Consider the following 20,800-nt stretch of genomic DNA (forward strand, 5'->3'; position numbering starts at 1 on the left):
CGCTACCGATCGCCGCGCAGGTGGTCCTTCAGCCGCTGCAGCTCGTCTTCCGACCAGCCTTCGGGATCCGTCACGTGGCGCCAGGCGTAGACATAGTGTTCCGGGGCATACACATGGCCGTAGCCCACCGGGGCATCATCCGCGGCGGCCACGTCGATCGCCAGCTGCAGCATGGTCACCACCGGGTACCATTGCAGCTTGTCGGTCACGTCCGGGCCGCGCGGTTCTTCCATCCATTCCGGCTGGCGGTAGAAGGCCTCGGGCTCGAAGAAGGTGACGGGGTCGCTGGCGTACTGCAGGTACACGATGCGCATGCTCCCCCATTCGGCACCGGGGATCTCCAGGTGCGGATCCTGGTTGGTGAACCGCACGATGGAACTGTCGCGGAAACGCGGCAGCCAGGCCGGTGAATCCGCCTCCCGCTGCGCGGTGATCTCGCGCCAGGCCTCGGAGCGGAACGGCGGGCCGCTCCACAGGGCGCCGGAGAACGGATCGCCGACGATGTCGTAGAGATCCGCCGCGCGTTCGGAGTTCAGTGCCCCCAGACTGAGCCCGTAGAGATACAGCTCGGGGCGTTCGTCGACCGGCAGCTCACGCCAGTGGCCATAGACTTCGCCGAAGACCGCCTGCGCGGTCTCCAGCCCGTAGGACGACTCCGACATCAGCGACAGCCAGCTCGGCAGGTAGGAGTACTGCACCGCCACCGAGGCCACGTCGCCCCGATGCAGGTACTCCACCGCCTGCATCGCATCGCGATCCACCCAGCCGCGCCCGGTAGGGGTCGCCAGCACCAGCACCGAGCGGTCGAAGGCATCGGTACGCTTGAGCTCGTCCAGGGCCAGGCGGGCGCGTTCCTCGATGGTCTCCGCGGCGTTCAGCCCCACGTATACCCGCAACGGGGCCGGCGTGGGCTCGCCGAAGAACTCGCTCATCTGTTCGGTGTCGGGCGTGAAGCCGACGTAGCGCCGGCCGTGCTGCCCCAGCTCCTCCCAGCGGATGAGCGATTCCTCGCTGCCGGAGAGCTGCGAGTCACCGGGATGCTCCACGTCCGCTTCCATGCGCACGTCGAACTGGCGGAAAGTGTTGTCGGCGGTGCGCAGGCCGTATTCCAGCAGCACCCCGTCGATCACCGCCCAGAACAGTGCCAGCGCTACGATCACGCCGGTCACGTTCGCCAGCCGCCGCGGGATGAAGCGGCGCAGGCGCACGGCAACGAATCGGAAACTGAGCAGGAACAGCCGCCCCACCGCCAGCGCCGCCGCGAACACCGCAAGACCGATCACGCCCGTACGGAACGGATGGGCGCTGTCCACCGGGTCCATCTCCATCAGCTCGCGGATCGAGTTCTGCCACTGGGCGGCCTGCATCAGGAACCCGACGGCGATCACCGCACACAGCGCCGCGGCCACGATCACCATGATCCGGTGCACCCGTTCGCCCGCCTCCGGCAGCTCGAGGTAAGCCCACAGCCAGTGCAGGAAGACCCCGAGCAGATAGCCCGCCGACAGGGAGATCCCGGACAGGATGCCCTGCATCTCCCAGGTCCGCGGGATCAGGCTGGGCGACAGCGAGGCGGCGAAGAACAGCGTGCCCAGCAGCAGCCCGGGCACCGACAGCGAGGCGGCCAGGCGCCGCGCCCAGCCCGGCGCCAGCCAGCGGGACAACGGGATGCGGGCGGTCAGACGGGCCACGGAATCAGGGAACGACATGACGCGTCAGCGACGGGCATACACCGGGGGATGTCCCGGCGGCGGTGGGTGGAAGCGCTTGTAGGCCCAGTTGTACTGCTCCGGGCAGCGCCTTACCAGGTCCTCGACGATGCGGTTGACCGCCGCGGCGGCACGCACGAAATCGGGGTCGCGGACCTCGGGGCCGGCCTCGATCTCGTGGTAGCGGAAGCCGCGCCCGCGCGGCAGGCGCTCGGCGAACAGGAACACCACAGGGTCGTCGCGCCCGCGCAGCAGGCGCGGCAGCAGGGTCATGGTCAGGGCCCGGCGGCCGAAAAACGGCGCGTGCACGCCCGACGCCCCCTTCGGGCTCTGGTCGGGCAGCACGCCGATGATCTCGCCGGCATCGCGCGCCTTCTGCAGGATACGCAGCCCGGAGCGGTCGGCCGGCGCCAGCTTCGCCCCGGTGGCGGAACGGGCCTCGCGCACCCACCGGTCGATCTCGGGGGTCGGAAGCGGGCTGTACAGCGAGGCCATCGGCCCGTGCATGGCCGCGTGCAGGCCGGCGAATTCCCAGGAGCCCAGATGCGGCGTGGCCAGGAACAGCGCACGGCCGGGCTCTCGGCTCTGCAGCCGGGCGTAGCACGGCGGCGCCTCCGCCAGCCCCGCCAGGCGCTCGGGCCCGGCCCGCCACAGCCAGGGCGACTCGGTCAGCGAGCGCGCCATGGCCTGCAGCGAACGGCGTGCGGTGCGCCGGTGCCAGGCCGCGTCCTTGTCCGGAAAGCACAGCGCCAGGTTGATGCGCGTGAGCCGTGCGGAGCGCGTGGGCAGCAGCCACACCAGGGTACCCAGAACACCGCCCAGGGCGTGGTTGACCCGCAGCGGCAGGCGCCCCAGCACCCGCAGGATCACCCCGATCAGGCGGTCGCGCAGCTGCCGTCGCTCAGCCATCGGCCGTTTCCCCGGATGCCACCGGATCCACGGCCCGCGAAGCATCGGCGGCATCGGGTGCATCATCCGGCCCCGGGATCCCCCCCTCGGTCATCAGTGGCCGCAGGGTGGTGCGCAGGTTGCGAAACAGTTCGGCAAACTCGCCCTCCTCGCGTGCCAGCAGGGCCTTCATGTGCTCGCGCCGGGTGGGCATGGAGAAGCAGGCCGGGCAGTTGTCGAGGATGACCGGCAGTCCGGCCGCCTCGGCAAAGTCGCGGGTCTGGCGCTCGCGCACGTAGACCAGCGGCCGGATCACGCGCAGGTCGCCGGCATCGATGCGGTAATGGGCCTTCATGGTGCGCAGCTGACCGCCATGGAACGCGCTCATCAGGAAGCTCTCGGCGAGGTCGTCCAGGTGCTGCCCCAGCGCCAGCACGTTGTAACCGTGCTCGCGCGCGGTGCGGTACATCAGGCCGCGTTTCATGCGCGAGCAGAACGAGCAGAAGGAGTCGTTGTCCATGTGCTCGCCGGCCAGCTCGGCGATCGGCTCGGAGACGAAGTGGTACGGGATCCCGTAGCCACCGAGGTAGTCCTGCAGGCGCTCCGGGTCGAAGCCGTCGATCTCCGGGTCGATGGTCACCGCGCCCACCTCGAAATGCACCGGCGCGCGACGCGCCAGCTCGTGCAGCAGCCACAGCAGGGTCAGCGAGTCCTTGCCACCGGACAGGCCGACCAGCACGCGGTCGCCGTCGCGGATCATGTCGAACTCACGGATCGCCTGGCCGGCCAGACGACGGATGGAGCGGGGAACGGACGGTGTTTCCATGCCCGCAACATAGGGACGGGGCGCGGAAGGCGCAAGCCCCGACGCCGGCCGCGAGGGGATGCACCGGGGCGGTGCGATTGCCCGTGAGCGCGCGGGCTCCTGCACCAGCTCGATTCACCCGCGCGCTCCGTTATCGGGCACCCGGCCGTCATGAGCGGGACCGGTCGCCGTGGCATCGGGCTTGCATGCGCACCGGGACGGACACCGCGCGGAACTTCGACATGTACGACCGCAAGACCCTGACCCTCGCCGGCGAGCTCAAGCGTGCCCTGCGCAGCGAGTTCCCGGCGGCGGGTCGCCTCTCGTTCGCCGATCCGGATTTCATGGAGATTCTGCTGGACTATGCCGGCCGCAGCCGCTCGAGCATGGTGCAGGCTGCGGCGATGACCCTGCGGGGGCATCTGAACGCCCCGGCGGCGTCCCCGCGCCCCGCGGCCGATGCGGACGCCGACACCACGCAGGAAGAAGCGTCGGCCGCAGAGCCGGGGGAGACACCGGACGCCCCGGGTGCGACCGATGCCGCCGAACCCGAAAAGAAGAAGGGTCGCCGGGTCTATCGCGGAAGGGTGATCGACGACGACTGACAGCCGCGCCGTTTTTGGCCAGACTTGGGGCTGGTGTTACTCGAGGCCCGCCATGGACGCATTCTACCCCCCGACCGAACCCCATACCACCGGCACCCTGGAGGTCGGCGACGGCCACCGCCTGTATTACGAGGAATGCGGCAACCCGGAGGGCATCCCGGCGGTGTTCCTGCACGGCGGCCCCGGCTCCGGCTGCGAACCGTGGCACCGGCGGTTCTTTGATCCGGCGCGCTATCGCATCGTGCTGTTCGACCAGCGCGGCTGCGGGCGTTCCACCCCGCACGCCAGCCTGGAGGCCAACACCACCTGGCACGCGGTGGCCGACATCGAACGTCTGCGCGAGGAACTGGGGATCGAGCGCTGGGTGGTGTTCGGCGGCTCCTGGGGCTCCACCCTGGGGCTGGCCTATGCGCAGACGCACCCCGGCCGGGTGCTGGGCCTGGTGCTGCGCGGCATCTTCCTGTGCCGGCCGCGCGACATCCAGTGGTTCTACCAGTCGGGGGCCGACCGCCTGTTCCCCGAGGCCTGGGCGGCCTATCGCGATCACATCCCCACGGAGGAACGCGACGACCTGGTGGCGGCCTATCATCGGCGCCTGACCGACCCGGACCCGGCGGTGCGCGAGGCGGCCGCGCAGGCGTGGTCGGCCTGGGAGGGGCATGCCTCCTGCCTGATCCCCAACGACGACGTGATCGACCACTTCGAGGACCCCGAGGTGGCCCTGAGCCTGGCACGCATCGAGTGCCACTACTTCAGCCACGACACCTTCCTGGAGCCGGACCAGCTGCTGCGCGATGCCGGATGCCTGCGCGATATCCCGGGCTTCATCGTCCACGGGCGCTACGACGTGGTGTGCCCGGTGGAGCAGGCAGTGGCGCTCGCCGAGGCCTGGCCCGAGGCGGATCTGCAGATCATCCCGGACGCCGGGCACTCGGCCGCCGAACCGGGGATCGCGCGGGCGCTGGTCGCCGCCACCGATCGCCTGACCCACCTGGCGGGCGGGCTGGAACCGGGCAGCGGCAGGGCGCGGGCATGATCAGCCTGATCCAGCGGGTCAGCCGGGCGCGGGTGGAGGTCGCCGGGGAGATCACCGGCGAGATCGGCACCGGGCTGCTGGCGCTGGTGGGGGTGGAACCGGACGACGACGAATCGGCGGTCGAGCGCATGCTCGACCGCCTGCTGGGCTATCGCGTGTTCCCGGACGAGGAAGGGCGCATGAACCGCTCGCTGGGGGAGACCGGCGGCGGGCTGCTGCTGGTGCCGCAGTTCACCCTGGCGGCGGATACCGGCAAGGGCATGCGCCCCAGCTTTACCACGGCCGCCCCGCCGGAACGCGGCGAGGCCCTGTTCCACCACCTGCTGCAGCGGGCGCAGCGGCGCCACGAACCGGTCGCGACCGGGCGGTTCGGCGCCGACATGCAGGTGAGCCTGACCAACGACGGGCCGGTCACCTTCTGGCTGCAGGCGCGGCCCCGGGGCTGAACCGCGCTCGGACTCAGACGTCCAGCACCAGGCGCGCCGGGTCCTCGATGGCCTCCTTGATCGCCACCAGGAACTGCACCGCGTCGGCGCCGTCGACCAGGCGGTGGTCGTAGGACAGCGCGACGTACATCATCGGCCGGATCACCACCTCGCCGTCCACCGCCACCGGGCGTTCCTTGATCGCGTGCATGCCAAGGATGGCGCTCTGTGGCGGATTGACGATGGGCGTGGAGAACAGCGAGCCGAACACCCCGCCGTTGGTGATGGTGAAGGTGCCGCCGCGCAGCTCGTCGATATCCAGCTTGCCGTTGCCGGCGCGCTCGGCGAAGTCGCGGATGCGGCGTTCGATGTCGGCAATGGAGGCGTTGCCGGTATCGCGCAGCACCGGAACCACCAGCCCGCGCGGGGACGACACCGCGATGCCGATATCGGTGTAGTGGTGGTAGACGATCTCTTCGCCGTCGAGGGCGGCATTGATCACCGGGAAGCGCTGCAGGGCCCGGGTCGCGGCCGCCACGAACAGCCCCATGAAGCCGAGCTTGATGCCGTGGGTCTGCTCGAAGGTATCCTTGTAGCGCCCGCGCAGGGCCATGGCCTGCGACATGTCGATCTCGTTGAAGGTGGTCAGCATCGCGGTGGACTGCTTGGCCTCCAGCAGGCGTTCGGCGATGCGCGCCCGAAGCCGGCTCATGGGCACCCGCTCGGTGCCGCGCTCGCCGGCCGCACGCGGGCCACCGGCGGGCGGTTCCGCGCCAGCGGCAGCCCGCGCGCTGTCGCGTCCGGCGTCGCCGGCCTCCGGGCGACGGGGCGCGTCATCACCCTGGCCTCCGGCTCCGGAACCGGCCGCCGCCTGTTGCGCGCGTTCCACGTCCTCACGCTGGATACGGCCATCGGGCCCGGTGCCGCGCACCTGATCCTCGCGCAGGCCGGCCTCCTGCAGCAGGCGGCGTACCGCCGGGCTCGGCGGGGGCGGCGAGCCGGCATCCGCGGCCGGTTCGGGCTCGGGGCCTTCGTCCGCTTCGTCGGCCTCGGCCGAGGCGGGGTCGGGTTCGGGCTCGACGTGCTCCCCGGCTGCCGGGGCCTCGTCGGCGGGCTGTGCCGGGGCCGGGCCCAGATGGCCGAGGACGTCATCGGCGTGCACGGTGTCGCCTTCGGCCACGGCCAGGTCGACCAGCGTTCCGTCGGCGGGGGCGTTGACCTCCAGCACGACCTTGTCGGTCTCCAGCTCGGCGATCAGTTCGTCGCGGCGTACGGCATCGCCCGGCTTCCTGTGCAGGGCGACCACGGTGGCATCGGCCACGGATTCGGGGAGTTGCGGAACCTGGATCGGGGTCTGCTCGGCGGACATCGGGCTTCCTTGTTCGGCGGTTTTGCGGGTCGGACTCAGGGTGTCGGGTGCGGGAGATCCCGGGTACTCAGCGGCCCGAAGGCGCGCTCCAGCAGCTCCTCGTGCTGGGAACGATGGACCTCGGGATAGCCCACCGCGGGGGCCGCCGCCGGCGGGCGCGCAACCGCGTGCAGGGCATGACCGCGCTCGGCCAGCAGCGGGGCCAGGCGCGGATACACGAAGCCGAGATACCCCTGGTTTTCCGGCTCGTCCTGGATCCAGACGAATTCCTCGGCCTGCGGATAACGCTCCAGTACCTCGCGCATGCGGTCGCAGGGGAACGGGTAGCACTGCTCCAGGCGCACCACGGCGACATCCTCGCGTTCGTCAGTCTGGCGGGTGGAGACCAGATCGTAGTGGATGCGACCGCTGGTCAGCAGGACCCGACGGACCTGCTGCGGATCGGTCACCTCCGGGTCGTCCAGCACGGTCTCGAACCGTCCTTCGGCGAGGTCCTCCAGCGAGGACACGGCCTGGCGGTGCCGCAGCAGGCTCTTGGGGGTCATGACCACCAGCGGCTTGCGGTAGGGGCGCACCATCTGCCGGCGCAGCAGATGGAAGATCTGCGCCGGCGTGGTCGGCACGCAGACCTGCATGTTCTCCTGCGCCGCCAGCTGCAGGAAGCGCTCGGGCCGCGCGGAGGAATGCTCCGGTCCCTGGCCCTCGTAGCCGTGCGGCAGGAACAGGGTCAGGCCACACAGCCGCCCCCATTTCTGCTCGCCGGAGGAGATGAACTGGTCGATCACCACCTGAGCGCCGTTGACGAAGTCGCCGAACTGCGCCTCCCAGATCACCAGCGCCTCGGGGGCCGCGGTGGCATAACCGTATTCGAACGCGAGCACGGCCTCCTCGGACAGCAGCGAGTCGATGACCAGGAAGCGCGGATGGTCCGGGTCCAGGCGGCGCAGCGGGACGTAGGTGTCGCCGGTGTTGCGTTCGTGCAGCACGCTGTGACGATGGAAAAAGGTCCCGCGCCCGGAGTCCTGTCCGGACAGGCGCACGCGATAGCCGTCCTGGATCAGGCTGCCGTAGGCCAGGGTCTCCGCAGCACCCCAGTCCAGCGGCTGTTCGCCGCGCGCCATCTGGCGCCTCGCCTCGAGGATCTTGTGCACCCGCGGATGCGGCTCGAAGCCCTCCGGCGGGGTCGACAGGTGTTCCAGCGCGGTCGCCAGACGCTCGCGGTCGACGCCGGTATCGACCGGCTGATCCCAGGGCTGATGCAGGTACGGGCCCCAGTTGGTGCCGCCCGCGCGGGTCTCGCGGGTGCGATCGCGCAGCAGCGAGTCGGCCACCGCCTCGCCGGCATCCAGCCGGTCGCGGTAGGCGTCGAGGATCTGCTCCTGCTGCTGCGCGTCGGTCAGGCCTTCCTCGATCAGCTGACGGGCATAGCGCTCGCGGGTAGTCGGCAGGTCGCGGATGCGGTGGTACATGCGCGGCTGGGTCGCGGCGGGTTCGTCGGCCTCGTTGTGCCCCTGACGGCGATAGCAGACCAGGTCGATAACCACGTCCTTGCCGAACCGCATGCGGTAATCCAGTGCGATCTGGGTGACGAAGACCACCGCCTCGGGATCGTCGCCGTTCACGTGCAGGATGGGCGCATTCACCATCTTGGCGACATCGGTCGCGTAATGCGTCGAACGCGCATCCTTCAGCGTGCTGGTGGTGAACCCGATCTGGTTGTTCACGACCACGTGCACGGTGCCCTTGGTGGAGAACCCGCGGGTCTGCGACATGTTGAGGGTCTCCATCACCACGCCCTGCCCGGCGAAGGCCGCATCGCCGTGGATCACCACCGGCATCACCCGGTTGCCCTGCCGGTCGCCCAGGCGCACCTGGCGCGCGCGCACCGAACCCTCGACCACCGGCGTCACGATCTCCAGATGCGAGGGGTTGAAGGCCAGCGCCAGATGCACCGCCCCGCCGGGGGTCTCCACGTCGGAGGAGAACCCCATGTGGTACTTGACGTCACCGGTACCCCGATCGTCGCGCGGGCGCCCTTCGAACTCGTCGGCGAGCTCGCCCGGCGATTTGCCCAGCAGGTTCACCAGCACGTTGAGACGGCCACGATGCGCCATGCCCAGCACGAGCTCGGTCAGGCCGCGGGCGCCACCGCGCTGGACCAGGGCATTGAGCAGCGGGATCAGGCTCTCCGCGCCCTCCAGCGAGAAACGCTTCTGGCCCACGTAGCGCTTGTGCAGGTAGCGCTCCAGGCCCTCGGCGGCGGTGAGGCGCTCGAGGATCGCCAGGCGCGTGTCGTCGCCGAAGCCGAAGCGCCCGTGCGCCGATTCCAGGCGCTCCTGCAGCCAGCGCTTCTCGTCGGTGGCCGTGATGTGCATGTATTCCGCGCCGATGCTGGCGCAGTAGGTCTCGCGCAGGACCTGTTCGATGGTGTCCAGCGGTGCCGGACCGTCGAGGAACAGCGAGCCGGGGTCGAAGGTCATGTCCGGGCCCACGCCTTCCAGCCCGTGGTATTCGCGGCTCAGCTCGCGCGGCGCCACCGGGGCCTCGCGCTCCAGCGGGTCCAGACGCGCGCCGAAATGCCCGAGGTAACGATAGGCGTTGATGAACTGCAGCACGCGGATCTGCAGGCGCTCGTGCTCGAGGTCGGGGCGGTCGGTATGCCGGCGGCGCTCCTCGCCCCGCGCCGGCGCACGCGCCTGCGGTGCCGCATCCTCCAGGGCCCGGAAATAGTCGGCCCAGGCCGCCGGGACCGAAGACGGATCCTCGCGGAAACGCTCCAGCAGCGTCTCGGCAAACGCCAGATTGTCCGGGTGGGGGTCCTGTCCGGAAACCGGTTGATCCAGCCGATGGCGGGATGACATGTCGTTCATGGTGGTCCTGTGACGTCGGGCGTGCGCGCGAAGTTCTGCAGACCTCGACTGTACCGCGTTTGCTACCATGCGCGCATGGACGTTTCTCCCCTTCTTGAAGGCCTCAATCCGGCGCAGCGCGAGGCCGTGGCCGCGCCGTCGCAACCCGTTCTGGTGCTGGCCGGTGCCGGCTCCGGCAAGACCCGCGTGCTGGTCCACCGCATCGCGTGGCTGATCGGCGTGGAAGGCATCGCCCCGCACGGACTGCTGGCGGTGACCTTCACCAACAAGGCCGCCAGCGAGATGCGCGGGCGCATCGAGGAACTGCTGGACTATCCGGCCAGCGGGCTGTGGGTGGGGACCTTCCACGGTCTGGCCCACCGCCTGCTGCGTCAGCACTGGCAGGAGGCCGGACTGCCGCAGAGCTTCCAGATCCTGGATTCCGACGACCAGCTGCGCATGGTCAAGCGCGTGCTGCGCGGGCTGGAGCTGGAGGAGTCCCACTGGCCGCCGAAACAGGCGCAGGGCTACATCAACGCGCGCAAGGACGAGGGTTCCCGCCCGGAACACCTGCCGGACACCGGCGATCCGATCGCACGGCAGTGGGTGCGTATCTACACCGCGTATCAGCAGGCCTGCGAACGCGCCGGGGTGGTGGATTTCGCCGAGCTGCTGCTGCGCTCGCTGGAACTGCTGCGCGACAACCCGGGGCTGCTGGAGCATTACCGCACGCGCTTTCGCCACGTGCTGGTGGACGAGTTCCAGGACACCAACGACATCCAGTACGCCTGGCTGCGGCTGATCGCCGGCGGCAGCCCGGTGTTCGCGGTGGGCGACGACGACCAGTCGATCTACGGCTGGCGCGGGGCGAAGATCGAGAACATCCAGCACTTCCAGAAGGACTACCCCGGCACCCAGGTGGTGCGGCTGGAACAGAACTACCGCTCCACCGCCAGCATCCTCAACGCCGCCAACGCGCTGATCCGCCACAACAGCGGCCGTCTGGGCAAGGAGCTGTGGACCGAGGACCTCGAGGGCGCGCCGGTGCGGCTGTACACCGCGCTGAACGAGCAGGAGGAGGCGCGCTTCATCGCCGAGACCATCGCCCGGCACATCGAGGACGGCGGCCAGCACCGCGAATGTGCGGTGCTGTACCGTTCCAACGCGCAGTCGCGCGTGCTGGAAGAGACCTTCATCGCGCGGCGCCTGCCGTACCGGGTGTACGGCGGGCTGCGCTTCTTCGAGCGCCAGGAGATCCGCGACGCGCTGGCCTATCTGCGCCTGGCCGGGAACAGCGACGACGACCCGGCCTTCCTGCGCGCGGTCAACCAGCCGCCGCGCGGGATTGGCGAGAAGACCCTGGACGACCTGCGCGCGGTGGCCGCGGAACAGGACATCTCGTTGCTGCGCGCGGCGCAGCGCGCGGTGCAGGCGAACGCCCTGCCCGGACGCGCACGCAACGCAGTGGCGGGTTTCCTGCAGCTGGTCGAACAGATCCGCGAAGCCCTGACCGGGCGGCCGCTGGGGGAACAGGTGGAACAGGCCATCGCCCTGTCCGGGCTGCGCGAGCACTACGCGAAGGAGAAGGGCGAACGCGGCGAGGCCCGTCTGGAGAACCTCGACGAGCTGGTGGGTGCGGCGCGGGCCTTCGACATGGAGGAGATCCGCGACGAGGAAACCACCGGCGACCGCCTGACCGACTTCCTGTCACACGCCGCGCTGGAGTCGGGCGAGGGGTCGGCGGACCCCGACGAGGACGCGATCCAGATGATGACCCTGCACTCGGCCAAGGGCCTGGAGTTCCCCCTGGTGTTCCTGACCGGGCTGGAGGACGGACTGTTTCCCAACGCCCGCTCGGTGGACGAGCCCGGGCGCCTGGAGGAAGAGCGCCGCCTGGCCTACGTGGGCATGACCCGCGCGGAGCGCCAGCTGTACCTGACCCACGCCGAAACCCGCCGGCTGTACGGCCGCGAGGCCTCCAACCCGGCCTCGCGCTTTCTCAACGAGATCCCGGAAGACATGCTCGAGGTGCTGCGCCCGCAGTCCTCGCCGTTCGGCGCCGGACGCTTTGCCGCCGCGCGCCAGCGGACCAGCGGCATGGACGCACGCGCGGAATCGGCCCGCGAGGAGGGCCTGGCGATCGGCACCCGGGTGCACCACGCGCGCTTCGGCGAGGGGCTGGTCACGGCCTTCGAGGGCTCGGGGTCCTCGGCCCGGGTACAGGTCAACTTCGCCGACGCCGGCGCCAAGTGGCTGGTGGTCGGCTTCGCCAAACTGGACGTGCTGGCCTGACCCGGCTCAGACGCCGTATTCGGCGCGGTAGGCGCGCAGGGCATCCAGGTGTTCCGGCGCGCGGCCGGTCTGCTCCAGCAGGGTGACCAGGTCGGTCAGCCGCGCCACGCGCACCACCTGCATGCCCAGATCACTCTCCACCTCCTGGATGGCCGAGCGGTCGCCCGCACCGCGCTCCTCGCGGTCCAGGGCGATGGCCACCCCCACCGGCGCGGCGCCGGCGGCGCGGATGATGTCCACCGATTCGCGGATGGCGGTGCCGGCGGTGATCACGTCGTCCACGATCAGCACACGACCCTCCAGCGGGGCGCCCACGATGTTGCCGCCCTCGCCGTGGTCCTTGGCCTCCTTGCGGTTGAAGGCCCAGGGGCGGTCCATGTCGTGGTCGCGGTACAGGGCTTCGGCCACGGCCGCCGCCAGCGGGATGCCCTTGTAGGCCGGGCCGAAGATCAGGTCGAAGTCGATCCCGGAATCCACGATCGCCTGCGCATAGAACTCGCCCAGACGGGCCAGGTCGGAGCCGCGGTTGAACAGCCCGGCGTTGAAGAAATAGGGGCTGGTACGGCCCGATTTCAGCGTAAACTCGCCGAACCGCAGGACGTCGCGCTGCAGGGCGTATTCGAGGAAGGCGTGGGCGGTCATGACGGCTCCGTGGTCGATTGCGAGGGGAAACGGCCCCTATTCTGACACAGCGTCCGGGCGGGTCTTTTCGCCGGCCGCGCGCGCGGGTATCGTTGCGCGCCATGCGCATAATGTCCATGAACGCCAACGGCATCCGTGCCGCCGCCCGCAAGGGCTTCTTCGACTGGCTGCCCGCCACCGAAGCCGACGTGGTCTGCATCCAGGAGACCAAGGCCCAGATCCACCAGATCCAGGGCGAGCCCTTCCATCCGCCCGGTTATCACAGCGCCTACGTGGACGCGGTGAAACCCGGCTACAGCGGTGTGGCCATGTACAGCCGGATGCAGCCGGACGAGATCATCACCCGGCTGGGCTTCGAGGAGGCGGACAACGAGGGGCGCTACGTGGAGATGCGCTTCGGCAACCTGTCGGTGGTGTCGCTGTACCTGCCGTCCGGCTCCTCGGGCGACCACCGTCAGGATTCGAAATGGCGCTTTCTCGATTTCTTCCGCCCGTGGCTGGCGGAGCGCATGCAGGACGGACGCGAATGGGTGATCTGCGGCGACTGGAACATCGCGCACAAGGAAATCGACCTGACCAACTACCGTTCCAACCGCAAGAACTCGGGCTTTCTGCCCGAGGAACGGGCGTGGCTGGACCACCTGTTCGACGAGATCGGCATGGTGGATGTGTTCCGCCGGCTGGACGACCGCCCCGGGCAGTACACCTGGTGGTCCAACCGCGGTCAGGCCTGGGCGAAGAACGTGGGCTGGCGCATCGACTACCAGATCGCCACGCCGGGCATCGCCGCCACCGCGCGCGACCCGTTCATCTATACCGAGCAGCGCTTCTCCGATCACGCGCCGTTCTGGATCGATTATGACTACGCGCCCTGACAGCCGCACCGGGCTCCCGGTCCGGCACATGCCCCGTCGATGAGCGCCGCCGACGACGCGCAGGCCGCACCCCGTCGTGACTGGCGCGCGGCACTGGCGGTGTACCGCCACCCGCGCGTCATCGGCATGCTGTTCCTCGGCTTTGCCGCCGGCCTGCCGCTGCTGCTCACCGGTGGCACCTTCACCGCCTGGCTGCGCGACCTCGGGGTGGAGCTGTCGTCCATCGGCTTTCTCAGCTGGGTGGGCATGGCCTACAGCATCAAGGTGCTGTGGGCGCCGATCGTGGATCGCATGCCGCTGCCGCTGCTGACGCGGCTGTTCGGCCGGCGCCGCGCGTGGATGCTGCTGGCGCAGGCCCTGATCATCATCTCGCTCACGGGCATCGCGCTCACCGACCCCACCGAGCAGCTGTGGCTGGTCGCGGTGTGGGCGGTGATCACGGCGTTCGCGGCGGCGACCCAGGACATCGCCATCGATGCCTACCGCATCGAGGCGGTGAGCAAGGAACGCCAGGGGGCGATGGCCGCAGCCTACGTGACCGGCTACCGCGTGGCCCTGCTGACCGCCGGGGCCGGGGCACTGCACATCGCCGCGGTGGGGACCTGGGGCCTGGCCTACGGCACCATGGCCGCACTCATGCTGGTGGGCGTGATCTGCACCCTGATCGTGCGCGAGCCCGAGGTGGCCGAGCGCGACCGCAGGACCGCGCAGATCGAGCAGCGCGTGCTCGACTACATCAACAACACCTCGGACACCGGCTACTGGCGCGCCTTCAAGGCCTGGTTCATCGGCGCCTTCGTCTGCCCGTTCGTGGAGTTCTGGAAGCGCTTCGGCAAGATCGCCCTGCTGCTCATCGCGTTCATCGCGATCTTCCGCATCAGCGACATCTTCATGGGGGTGATGGCCAACCCGTTCTACCTGGACATCGGCTTCAGCAAGGATCAGATCGCCAATATCGCCGCGGCCTTCGGCCTGGCGATGACCCTGGGCGGGGCCGCCGTGGGCGGGCTGCTGGTCGCACGCTTCGGCATCATGCGCATGCTGATCGCCACCGCGCTGCTGGCGCCGATCACCAACCTGACCTTCTCCTGGCTGGCCCTGCTGGGGCCGGAGCTCTACGGGCTGGTGTTCGCCATCATGGCCGACAACATCACCGGCGGCATGGCGATCTCGGTGTTCATCGCCTACCTCTCCAGTCTCACCAACAGCGCCTACACCGCCACCCAGTACGCCCTGTTCAGCTCCTTGATGACCCTGCCGGGGCAGTTCCTCGCCGGTTTCACCGGGGTGATGGCCGAGTTCATGGGCTGGTTCTGGTTCTTCGTCAGTTCGGCCGCGATCGGCATCCCCGCGGTCCTGCTGGCACTGTGGATCGCGCGCGTCGCCAACCCCGACCGCTTACCCCAGCCCGGGCGCGAAGAGGCCCCCGCCGAACGGACCGACTGACCCCGTGGGAGCGGGATCGCACCCGATGCGGGCAGCGGCCTTGCCCCCGCGCACCAAACCCGGTTGTATACGGAGTAACGGGGAGAGAAACGGGGACGGCGAAGGAATGCGCTTCTTTGAATACCAGGACCGGGCACGCCGGCGGCTGGCGCTGCTGCTGGGCCTGTTCGTGCTGGTGGTGGTGCTGATGGTGGCACTGCTCAACATCCTGCTGCTGTATACCCTGGTCGAGCCCTGGCAGGAGCTCCGGCGGCTCATGCCCACCGCCGAAATGCTCGCGGAGCACCGTGGCTTTCTGCTGTGGACCACCGGACTGGCGATCGCGGTCATCGCCGGGGCCAGCCTGTGGCGCCTGTACCAGCTGCGGCGTGCCGGCGGCGGGCGCGGCATCGCCCGCGAGATGGGCGGCGATCCGGTGGATGCCGAGCCCGAGGACCCGAAGAACCGGCGGCTGCGCAACATCGTCGAGGAGATGGCGATCGCCGCCGGGCTGCCGGTGCCGGCGATCTTCGTGCTGGAACGCGAGCTGGGCATCAACGCCTTCGCCGCCGGCTTCACCCCGCATGACGCGGCCATCGCGGTAACGCGCGGGGCGATCGAGAGCCTCAACCGCCAGGAACTGAAAGCGGTGGTCGCCCACGAGTTCGGCCATATCCGTGCCGGCGACATGCGCCTGAACACGCAGCTGGTCGGCATCCTGTTCGGCATCGAGATGATCGCGCTGCTGGGCCTGGGCATGCTGCCCGGACGGCGCGCGCGCAGCGACCCGGGAGAGATGCGGGGGCCGGTGTGGTTCAACTTCGCGCTGGTGACCGCCGGTGGGATCGGCCTGATCGGCGGGCGCCTGATCCGCGCAGCCATCGCGCGCGAACAGGAGTACCGCGCGGATGCCCACGCGGTGCAGTTCACCCGCAATGGGGACGGCATGGCCGGCGCCCTGCGCAAGGTAGCCGCGCGCTACGCCGGGCTCAACGCCAGCCCGACGATGGTCGGACACATGCTGTTCGCCAACGGCGCCATTGACCAGCTGCTCGATACCCATCCGCCGCTGGAGAAACGCCTGGAGCGGCTGGGCCAGCCACTCGACGAGGAGGGTCTGGAACGCCTGGGCCGCGAGGCCACCGACCGGGTGCGCCGTGCGGTGACCGAACGCGAACGCCGGCGCCGCGAGCAGGAGGCTGCCGCCGAGCAGCAGCGGGAAGAGGAGGAGAACGGGCCGCTGGGCGAGGCCTTCGGGGCCGTGCCCGGCTCGCTGGCCGCCGCCCTGCTGGCCGCACTGCCGGGCGAGCTGGCACGTTCCGCTCGCAATCCGCACTGGGTCGCGGATCTGGTGCTCTACCTGATCCTGCATCCGGATCCGGAGATCCGCGAACAGCAGCTCCGCATGATCCTGGAGACCCGCGGCCCGGAGAGCGAAGAACGCGTGCGCCAGCTCCGTGCGATGGTCCCCGAACCCGCGGCCGAACACCGTCTTCCGCTGACCGAGATGGCTTTCCCTGCGCTGGCTCGGCTGAGCCGCGACGAACAACGGACCCTGGCCGGACTCGTGGAACGCCTGATCCATGCCGACGGCCGCCTGTCCGCCACCGAGTACGCCCTCGGCCGCATGCTGATCGAACACCTCGACCGGCGTCACGGGCACGGGGGCGAAAGGACGCACGGGCGCAAGGATCCCGCCGAGAAGAACGCCCGGCATCGCGAAAACGCGGCACGCTACCTGCTGGCGACCCTCGCGCTGCACGGCCACCCCGACGACCTCGAGGCGGCCGAGGCCGCGCTGATCGCCGGCCTGGGCCGCTTCACCGGCAGCCTGCCGTTCAGCGCCCCCATCCCCGAGGAACTGCGTCAGGCCAGCCAGTCCGCGGCCTGGGCACGCATCCTCGACCGCGCGCTGGAGCGCCTGGCGCGCATGCCGCGCCACGACCGCCAGCGGCTGCTGCAGGCCATGGACCACACCGTGCAGCAACGCGGCGACCCCACCGCGGAACAGCGCGAACTCGTGCGGATGATGGCCGCCTCGCTGCACCTGAACGTGCCGCTGCCGGATGCCGGCGAACTGTTCGACGCCGGCCACTGAAGGGGCTTCGGGGCACACTGCGCCACCGGCCCTGCCTCCAACGAAAGAAGGCCCGCATCTCGCGATGCGGGCCTTCCCGTTACAGCCGCTTGCTGAAACTCGCGCGATGCGCGATCAGAAGCTGTAGTGCATGCCGACCATGAAGACCTTGTTGGAGCCGTCTTCGGGGAACGGGATCGGATCCGTGCCTGTATCACGCGCACGCTCGGCCGGAATCGCACCGGTCGGCTCTTCCTCGTAATAGTACTCGGCGAAGAACTTCAGGGCATCGTTGACGTTGAAGTCGTAACCCAGATGCACGACATCTTCGCCGTAGTTGTCGACGTTGGCAAGCATGCCCTTGAAGGTATGCTGACCCCAGTCGTAGGCGGCGTACACGTTGGCGGCGATGTCTCCGTCATCACCGAATACGTCCTCATCCTGATCGCTGTCGATGTATTCGACCTTGGCGGACAGCGACAGGTCACCCATGCTGTGCATCGCGGAGAAGCCCCAGATACGGGTGTTCTGGGCGCCATCGACGTCGTCAACGCCCAGCGAGAGCGTGGTGTCCTGGAACGAGTAGGAACCGGTCAGCTGGTAACGGTCGTCCGGAGAACCGGAGCTGTCGGCATATCCCGAGTTGGCGCTGTAGGCCGCCCCGAAGGAGAAGCCGTTGAAGTCGGGGGAGTAGTACATCACGCTGTCGCTTTCGCGGAACGTGGTATAGGTCGCGAAGCCCGACTGGAAGGAGCTGAACATGTCGACCGGGAACGCGATCGCGTTGTAGTAGGGCATCCAGTCGCGGCCGTAGGCAAACGTGCCGGCCACATCGGACTCGAGGCCGATCTTGCCGATGCGAATGTCTTCATCGGCCGTATTGAACGGATCCTGCACCTTGCCATTGGCCAGATCCAGCGGCATCTCCAGCTGGGCGAAGGCGTTCAGGCCTTCGTTGAGCGGCAGGCTGCCGGTGAAGCCCACGCGCGAGTAGGCATCGCGGAAACCGTCGTAGCTATCTTCTTCAGCCGGGTCGGCAGCTTCATACTGAAGCCGCAGGGAGCCGTAGAAATCCCAGTCGATCGGACCGGCGCCTTCTTCCTGGGCCATGGCCATGCCGGGAGCGGCCAGGGTCGCGGCCACGGCCGCGGCAAGCATCTTCCTGTTCATCATCTTCCTGTCCTCGCGCTCAATTGAAACTTTTCGGGATGTCCGGAACCGGCTCCGCCGTCCGGTCGGTGTGCGGCTCTTGCAACAGCTGCGCGCGGAACATCGCGGACGATCCATTCCACTGCACACCAGTGTGGTTATATAAACGAAGTCTAATTCGTTGTAAAGGGCCCACATGCACGTACGTGGTGCGTCTGTTGTGCACAACAGACAGGAAGACCGGCTGCGGGTACCGAAGTACCGCCGAACGCACGGCGGCATGGTGCGGTCGCACCGGGTAGAGGCCACCGGGCCGTGTTTTGGTGGCACGGTTTGCGCCGGAGGTATTTTTGCGCAAAAATAATGTTCGTTGACCATCACCGCCGAGAACCGCATGTCATCCGCCAGCGCCGCCACCCAAACGTCCGCAGCCCCGTCCGGGGGCGAGGACCCCGCACGCTCGGTCATCCGCCAGCTGCGGGTGATCATCCGGGCGCTGCAGGGGCATTCGCGCGCGGTGGAGCGGGCCTGCGGGATCAGCGCCTCGCAGCTGTGGGCGCTGTGGGAGCTCCAGCGCACGCCGGGCCTGAACGTGAGCGACCTGTCGCGGCGGCTGTCGGTGCATGCCTCCACCACCTCCAACCTGCTGGACAAGCTGGAGCAGCAGGGCCTGGTCGAACGTCGCCGCCCGGAGCGCGACCAGCGCATCGTGCGTCTGTACGTGACCGAGACCGGACAGGAACTGCTGGAACGCGCCCCGGCCGCCCCCCAGGGCGAACTGAACCGGGCGCTGGAATCCATGCCGCCGGACGAACTGGCCGATCTGGACCAGAACCTGGCGATGCTGGTGGAAACCATGCAGTCCACCGAGCAGCGCGCCGGCCTCAAGCCGTTCGAGGGTGGAGCCTGAGCGGGATGCTCCGCCTCGCCGCCAGCTTCGGCCGCCTTCCGGTGCTGGCGCTGGCGCTCGTCCTGCTGGCCGCCCCGGCCCTGGCCGAACCCCGCTTCGACGATCCCCCCGAGCACTCCGCCGATGGCGGGTTCACCCTGCACTGGGAGGCGCCCGGGGCGGTGGTGCTGGAACGCGCCAGCGGCCCCGATTTCGACGATGCCGGCGTGATCTACGAAGGCGGCGACACCAGCCGCGTGATCAGCGGCCTGCCGGACGGTGAATACCGTTTCCGGCTGCGCGCGGCCGACGCCGACGAGGATGCCTGGAGCGACCGCATCACGGTCGTGGTCGAGCATCACGGCCTGGCGCGCGCCTTTGGTTTCTTCGCTGTCGGCGGCGCGGTGTTCCTGGTGCTGATCGTCGTGCTGCTGCGGGGCCGCCCGCGCGGCTGACCCCCATGCCCCGGGCCGTTGGCCCGGCCAACCGGAGACCTTCATGCCCGATTTCGCCATCAACATGCAGCGCCTGCAGCAGGACATTAACGACCTCGCGCAGATCGGCCGCGACGCCGACCGCGGCCTGCACCGCCGCGCGTTCTCCGACGGCGATCGGGCCGGTCGCGAGTGGTTCCGCCACCGCCTGGAGGCCGCAGGGCTGGACGTGTGGCAGGACGGGGCCGCCAACCTGCACGGCCGTCTGCAGTACGACGGCCGGCGCCCGGTGGTGGCGATGGGCTCGCACCTCGACACGGTGCCCGGCGGCGGTCCGCTGGACGGCGCGCTGGGCGTGCTGATCGGGCTGGAGGTGCTGCGCACCACGCAGGAGCAGGGCATCGAGCTGCAGTACCCGCTGGAGGTGATCGACTTCACCGACGAGGAGGGCCGCTTCGGCGGGATGTTCGGCTCCCAGGCGATGGCCGGCAAGCTGACCCCGGAGAGCATCAGCCATGCGCGCGACCTGGAGGGCGTGAGCCTGGTGGACGCGATGGCGGCCTGGGGCCTGAACGCCGACGACGCGCTGGCCGCGCGGCGCGATCCGAACACCCTGCACGCCTTCATCGAGACCCACATCGAACAGGGGCCGGTGCTGGACCGGCGCGGCCTGAGCGTGGGGGTGGTGGAGGCCATCACCGGGCTGTTCAAGTGGGAGGTGCGCCTGAAGGGCCAGCCCAACCATGCGGGCACCACGCCCATGGACATGCGCGCGGACGCGTTCCAGGGCCTGGCCGAGTTCGGCGGCGAGATCGACCGTCTGCTGGAGGAACACGGCAGCCCCAACTCGCGCGCAACCATCGGCCGCGTCGAACTGTCCCCGGGGGCACCGAACACCGTGCCCGGCATGGCGACCTTTTCGTTCGAGGTGCGGGACACCGACGAGAAGGTCCTGACCGCCCTGGCGCATGCGGCTCGGCGCACGCTCTCCAGCCTGGCCCGGCGGCGCGACCTGATGTTCGAGTTCGACGTGCTCTCGGAGATCGATCCGGTGCGCTGCGACACCGGGATCGTGCAGACCATCGAGGGCCAGGCCGAACGCATGGGACTGGAGTACATCACCATGCCCAGCGGCGCGGCGCACGACACCCAGAGCATGAGTGCGATCACCCGCACCGGGATGATCTTCGTGCCCAGCCTGCAGGGGCGTTCCCATTCGGCCGCGGAATGGACAAACTGGGAGGATATCGAGACCGGCGCCAACCTGGCCCTGCACAGTGCCCTGGCACTGGCGGCCCCGCAGTAGCGCCACCCCAACCGACCAAGGAGCC

General features: G+C 69.4%; 17 protein-coding genes. 10 read left to right on the forward strand and 7 right to left on the reverse strand.

Annotation, left to right across the window (positions count from 1 at the left end; genetic code table 11):
- Positions 1 to 2: 2 nt before the first annotated feature.
- Genes D577_RS0109170 through D577_RS0109180 form a run of 3 tightly spaced genes read right to left on the reverse strand, consistent with a single transcriptional unit; the run spans position 3 to position 3,423 of the window.
- Entirely contained in the window at positions 3 to 1,709 is a 1,707-nt protein-coding gene (locus D577_RS0109170; RefSeq protein WP_018947191.1) for an alpha/beta-hydrolase family protein, read from the reverse strand.
- Positions 1,710 to 1,715: 6 nt separating this feature from the next.
- Positions 1,716 to 2,618 (reverse strand): lysophospholipid acyltransferase family protein, encoded by a 903-nt coding sequence (locus D577_RS0109175; protein ID WP_018947192.1) that lies wholly within the window; start codon positions 2,616 to 2,618, stop codon positions 1,716 to 1,718.
- Positions 2,611 to 3,423 (reverse strand): tRNA 2-thiocytidine(32) synthetase TtcA, encoded by an 813-nt coding sequence (locus tag D577_RS0109180; protein WP_018947193.1) that lies wholly within the window; start codon positions 3,421 to 3,423, stop codon positions 2,611 to 2,613. The genes D577_RS0109175 and D577_RS0109180 overlap by 8 nt, the downstream gene beginning before the upstream one ends.
- 221 nt (positions 3,424 to 3,644) lie before the next feature.
- Between D577_RS0109180 and D577_RS0109185 the strand changes: the two genes are divergently transcribed.
- The 3 genes from D577_RS0109185 to dtd are packed head-to-tail and all read left to right on the forward strand — an operon-like array spanning position 3,645 to position 5,489.
- Positions 3,645 to 4,007: a hypothetical protein gene (locus D577_RS0109185; RefSeq protein WP_038036230.1), complete on the forward strand. Its 363-nt coding sequence runs from the start codon at positions 3,645 to 3,647 to the stop codon at positions 4,005 to 4,007.
- Between the two features lie 52 nt (positions 4,008 to 4,059).
- A complete protein-coding gene (gene pip, locus D577_RS0109190; RefSeq protein WP_018947195.1) occupies positions 4,060 to 5,043 on the forward strand; it encodes a prolyl aminopeptidase in 984 nt (327 codons plus the stop codon).
- The gene (dtd, locus tag D577_RS0109195) at positions 5,040 to 5,489 is read left to right on the forward strand and encodes a D-aminoacyl-tRNA deacylase (RefSeq protein WP_018947196.1); all 450 of its coding nucleotides are present in this window, start codon (positions 5,040 to 5,042) and stop codon (positions 5,487 to 5,489) included. The genes pip and dtd overlap by 4 nt, the downstream gene beginning before the upstream one ends.
- 13 nt (positions 5,490 to 5,502) lie before the next feature.
- Here the strand turns inward: dtd and odhB are convergent, their stop codons facing one another.
- Together odhB and D577_RS0109205 are read right to left on the reverse strand one after the other, a co-directional pair.
- The gene (odhB, locus tag D577_RS0109200; RefSeq protein ID WP_018947197.1) at positions 5,503 to 6,837 is read right to left on the reverse strand and encodes a 2-oxoglutarate dehydrogenase complex dihydrolipoyllysine-residue succinyltransferase; all 1,335 of its coding nucleotides are present in this window, start codon (positions 6,835 to 6,837) and stop codon (positions 5,503 to 5,505) included.
- Between the two features lie 35 nt (positions 6,838 to 6,872).
- Positions 6,873 to 9,707: a 2-oxoglutarate dehydrogenase E1 component gene (locus D577_RS0109205; RefSeq protein ID WP_018947198.1), complete on the reverse strand. Its 2,835-nt coding sequence runs from the start codon at positions 9,705 to 9,707 to the stop codon at positions 6,873 to 6,875.
- Between the two features lie 75 nt (positions 9,708 to 9,782).
- Here D577_RS0109205 and uvrD point away from each other — a divergent pair, with 75 nt between their 5' ends.
- Positions 9,783 to 11,978 carry a DNA helicase II gene (gene uvrD, locus D577_RS0109210; protein WP_018947199.1) on the forward strand — a complete coding sequence of 732 codons (2,196 nt, stop codon included), beginning with the start codon at positions 9,783 to 9,785 and terminating at the stop codon, positions 11,976 to 11,978.
- A 6-nt stretch (positions 11,979 to 11,984) separates the two neighbouring features.
- On the opposite strand, the gene pyrE is transcribed toward uvrD, so the two are convergent.
- Positions 11,985 to 12,620, reverse strand: a complete 636-nt coding sequence (gene pyrE / locus D577_RS0109215) for an orotate phosphoribosyltransferase (protein ID WP_018947200.1) — start codon at positions 12,618 to 12,620, stop codon at positions 11,985 to 11,987.
- A gap of 101 nt (positions 12,621 to 12,721) precedes the next feature.
- On the opposite strand from pyrE, the gene D577_RS0109220 reads away from it, so the two are divergent.
- The 3 genes from D577_RS0109220 to D577_RS0109230 all read left to right on the forward strand — a co-directional run bounded on the left by D577_RS0109220 (position 12,722) and on the right by D577_RS0109230 (position 17,018).
- Positions 12,722 to 13,495, forward strand: a complete 774-nt coding sequence (locus D577_RS0109220; protein WP_256377178.1) for an exodeoxyribonuclease III — start codon at positions 12,722 to 12,724, stop codon at positions 13,493 to 13,495.
- Positions 13,496 to 13,534: 39 nt separating this feature from the next.
- Positions 13,535 to 14,941: an AmpG family muropeptide MFS transporter gene (locus tag D577_RS0109225; protein ID WP_018947202.1), complete on the forward strand. Its 1,407-nt coding sequence runs from the start codon at positions 13,535 to 13,537 to the stop codon at positions 14,939 to 14,941.
- 106 nt (positions 14,942 to 15,047) lie between these two features.
- On the forward strand, positions 15,048 to 17,018 hold the full coding sequence (locus tag D577_RS0109230) for a M48 family metalloprotease (protein ID WP_018947203.1): 1,971 nt from the start codon (positions 15,048 to 15,050) through the stop codon (positions 17,016 to 17,018).
- A 114-nt stretch (positions 17,019 to 17,132) separates the two neighbouring features.
- Here D577_RS0109230 and D577_RS0109235 read toward each other — a convergent pair whose 3' ends face one another.
- Positions 17,133 to 18,170 carry a porin gene (locus D577_RS0109235; protein WP_018947204.1) on the reverse strand — a complete coding sequence of 346 codons (1,038 nt, stop codon included), beginning with the start codon at positions 18,168 to 18,170 and terminating at the stop codon, positions 17,133 to 17,135.
- Between the two features lie 370 nt (positions 18,171 to 18,540).
- Between D577_RS0109235 and D577_RS0109245 the strand changes: the two genes are divergently transcribed.
- From D577_RS0109245 to D577_RS0109255, 3 genes are read left to right on the forward strand one after another with little or no spacing between them, the layout of a single operon-like run.
- Positions 18,541 to 19,056 (forward strand): MarR family winged helix-turn-helix transcriptional regulator, encoded by a 516-nt coding sequence (locus tag D577_RS0109245; protein WP_024328678.1) that lies wholly within the window; start codon positions 18,541 to 18,543, stop codon positions 19,054 to 19,056.
- 5 nt (positions 19,057 to 19,061) lie between these two features.
- Positions 19,062 to 19,490: a hypothetical protein gene (locus D577_RS0109250; protein ID WP_018947206.1), complete on the forward strand. Its 429-nt coding sequence runs from the start codon at positions 19,062 to 19,064 to the stop codon at positions 19,488 to 19,490.
- 43 nt (positions 19,491 to 19,533) lie between these two features.
- Complete coding sequence (locus tag D577_RS0109255) at positions 19,534 to 20,775, forward strand: Zn-dependent hydrolase (protein ID WP_018947207.1); 1,242 nt, start codon at positions 19,534 to 19,536, stop codon at positions 20,773 to 20,775.
- Positions 20,776 to 20,800: the final 25 nt, after the last annotated feature.

Source organism: Thioalkalivibrio sp. AKL17 (genome assembly GCF_000377885.1).
GTDB classification, from domain to species: Bacteria; Pseudomonadota; Gammaproteobacteria; order Ectothiorhodospirales; family Ectothiorhodospiraceae; genus Thioalkalivibrio; species Thioalkalivibrio halophilus.